Genomic DNA, 282 nt, shown 5'->3' with positions numbered 1-282 from the left:
GGGGCACAAGTCCTTATGGCCACCCTGCCCAACCACAACGCGATCGCCGCAACCGACTTCATCATCGTCTAAGCGGAACGCAGTTAGCGAACACCGAAGGGCCGCCCCTAGGGCGGCCCTTCCTGCTGAAGGTCAGACCGAGCAGCGCGACCTTCCGGCCGCGCGCCGTCTCCATACCGCCCAACGCGTCGAGGACCTTGCGGCCCATCGCGCGCTTGCCGCCTTCGTTGACCTGATGCCCCACGTCACGATGGTCGACAGCCCCTACGCCGCGATCGACGC

At 66.7% G+C, this 282-nt stretch carries 1 protein-coding gene; it reads right to left on the bottom strand.

Translation table 11 applies throughout. The annotated features are described in order from the left end of the window. Positions 1–61: 61 nt before the first annotated feature. Positions 62–282, bottom strand: a 221-nt coding sequence (locus ACWPMZ_RS16555; protein WP_455705192.1) for a hypothetical protein, incomplete at its 5' end; no start/stop codon positions are given.

The sequence above is a fragment of the Tsuneonella sp. HG222 genome, from assembly GCF_053819185.1.
Note: the sequence above shows the minus strand (reverse complement) of the source record. Positions and strands in the feature narration are given on the sequence as shown.